The organism is Clostridium sp. C105KSO13 (genome assembly GCF_001517425.1).
Classification (GTDB): domain Bacteria; phylum Bacillota; class Clostridia; order Lachnospirales; family Lachnospiraceae; genus Muricomes.
This window is the reverse complement of sequence record NZ_FBWL01000080.1, coordinates 1-1,266: the sequence shown is the minus strand read 5'-3', so window position 1 is coordinate 1,266 and position 1,266 is coordinate 1. Positions and strand designations below refer to the sequence as shown.

Annotated in this window: 1 protein-coding gene; it reads left to right on the top strand. The window is 39.3% G+C overall.

What is annotated here, in order from left to right; genetic code table 11:
- Positions 1-161 precede the first annotated feature (161 nt).
- Positions 162-1,266: transposase (locus tag BN3456_RS15520; protein WP_141654475.1), on the top strand; the 1,105-nt coding region annotated here is incomplete at its 3' end.

Genomic DNA, 1,266 nt, shown 5'->3' with positions numbered 1-1,266 from the left:
CTTGAGTTTCCGCAGTTTTATCCACATAGACCTGAATTAAACCATGTCTTTATAAACAACTTTCAAAAAATGCCCCAAATATAAGGAATCTGATTCCTTTTTGATGTAAAATTAAGCTATCAAAGAAAAATCTTACTAAACAAAAAAGAAGGAGATTCCCTATGGCTAATTATACATCAAATACCTATGCACTGAAACGAAAAATATTAACTTTTACAAATAAAATTTCCAGGCATCTATCTAAGCCAGATCGAAAATTCACTGCGGATATCACCTACGGTATGCTGGCGGCTGGGAGTTGTCTGCTAACAGATGTCGTTGACCAACTCCACGAGGATTCTAAGAAGATAAATATTGTTGACCGCCTTTCCAGACATCTTGACAAAGGAGTTCCTGCAAAGGCAGCTGTATCCTATCTTCATGCGATTAAAAAATGGGTTCCGGCGGAACCGGTTATTCACATTGATGACAGTGACGTTGTAAAACCAGATGGTTATAAATTTGAAGCTCTTGGCATTGTTCGGGATGGTTCCGAAAGCACATCCACTAAAAATGTTTACAAGAAAGGGTATCATGTCACAGAAGCCTGTGTCCTTACAAAAAGCAATCATCCAGTCAGTATCTTTTCCAGAATCCATTCCTCTTCTGAAAAAGGTTATAAATCCACAAATACCATCACTTTTGAAGCTATGGAACAGGGCGCAGCTCTCTTTGGAAAAGCAACCTTTGCCATGGATCGTGGGTATGACGACAACAAGATGTTTCTTAAGCTTGATGACCTTGGACAGGATTATGTCATCCGCCTTAAGTCCAACCGCAAGCTTTTTTACCATAACAAATGGACTCCTGCAACCCAGCTTCGCAACCGCCGTAAAGGCAAGGTGAAAACCAGTGTTTTCTACAAAGGAAAAGACCATGATGCATACCTCTCCCATGTGAAGGTACAGATTACTGCATCAAGAAAAGATATTTATCTTGTGCTGGTTTATGGCATCACCGAACATCCAATGATGCTTGCCACCAATAAAAAAATTGAATCAAAAGAAGATGTGATCCGTGTAGCACGAACATACTTTTCCAGATGGAAAATTGAAGAATATTTCCGTTGTAAAAAACAGATGTTCCAGTTTGAAAACTTCCGCGTACGGAAGCTTTGTGCAATCAATGCACTTAACTTTTATATCACCTTATGCATGGCGTTTCTGGCCTTGATCTCAATGGAAGAAGAGACAAATGCACTCAAGGTTTCAATCATAAAAACGGCAG